General features: G+C 74.9%; 2 protein-coding genes. One reads left to right on the top strand and one right to left on the bottom strand.

All coding sequences use genetic code 11. The features are described from left to right. On the bottom strand, positions 1-747 hold a 747-nt coding region (locus G3I53_RS19115), incomplete at its 3' end, for an FAD-dependent oxidoreductase (RefSeq protein WP_164438587.1). A gap of 201 nt (positions 748-948) precedes the next feature. On the opposite strand from G3I53_RS19115, the gene G3I53_RS19120 reads away from it, so the two are divergent. Next, positions 949-1243, top strand: a 295-nt coding sequence (locus tag G3I53_RS19120) for a DUF6214 family protein (RefSeq protein WP_343240649.1), incomplete at its 3' end; no start/stop codon positions are given.

The raw sequence follows: 1243 nt of genomic DNA on the forward strand, positions 1-1243 counted from the left end.
CTGCGGCGCGGGCAGGGCGGCCGGGTCCGCGCAGGCGGGGTCGGCGGCCAGCTCGGCCGCGTCGACGGCGACGCCGCTGTCCGGCAGGGTGGCCAGCTCGCGCAGCTCCTTGGTGGTGAAGCGGGCCTGCGACGGCCCCCGGCGCCCCACCATGTGGATGTCGGTCACCGCGCTCGCCGCCAGGGCGGTCAGCGCGGCGTGCGGGACGTCGGTCCGGCTCAGCTCGGCGGCGCGACGCGCCAGGATCCGCGTGACGTCCACCGCGACATTGCCCAGGCCGATGACGACGGCGGACCGGACACCGCGCAGGAACCCGTCGGCGGCCCGGTCGCCGTCCGCTCCCCGCCCCGGGGCGTCCGGGTGGGCGCTGTACCAGGACACGAACTCGGTCGCGGACCAGCTGCCCGGCAGGTCCTCGCCCGGGACGCCGAGGCGCCGGTCGGTGGCGGCGCCCACGCAGTACACCACCGCGTGGTACAGCTCGCGCAGCCGGTCCGCCGGCACCCCGCCCGGACCGACCGGGACGCCGCCGAGGAAGCGCACCCGGTCGTGCTCCAGGACCGCGCGGAGGGTGTTCTGCAGCGACTTGATCTTCTCGTGGTCCGGTGCCACGCCGTACCGGACCAGGCCGTACGGGCACGGCAGCCGGTCCAGGACGTCGACGTGCACTCCGGGGTCCTGCTCGACGAGGCCCTGGGCGGTGTAGCACCCGCTCGGTCCGGAACCGACGACGGCGACACGGAGCACGGCAGAACTCCTCACCCGGGGGGATCCGTAGGAGACCGCTGGTGCCACCAGCATCGCACCGCGGCGGCTGAGCTGACAGGGTGCCGTGCGCTGCCGTCGGAGCGTGTTCGGCCGTATAAAAAGTGATCACGCGATTACGTTGTGTTTGTGCTCGATGCCACTTTTCTTGCTCTTTGTGATCGTTCCCCTGCGGAAGGCGCGGTGTCCGTGTGGCCCGCGTGGGCGGTGCGGGAGGGAGAGCGCGCGACGCGCTGGTTCCACGTCCGGCTGGTGTTCGCCGACGGCGCGCGGGTCGAGGGGCTGGTGACGGTGTCCGAGGACGGCGTCGGCGTGGAGGACCTCCGGGCCCGTCCCGCGCTCTCCCTGGACGACCTCGCGGCCTTCGCCGACTGGATCGAGGAACCCCTGGCCCGGGCGTGCGGCGCGGCCCCGGAGCCGTCCGCCGGGAGCGGTGACGCCGCCGGCAGGCACCGGCGCCGCGCCGTGCGGCCGCGGG

The sequence above is a fragment of the Streptomyces sp. SID14436 genome (assembly GCF_010548465.1).
Taxonomy (GTDB): Bacteria; Actinomycetota; Actinomycetes; order Streptomycetales; family Streptomycetaceae; genus Streptomyces.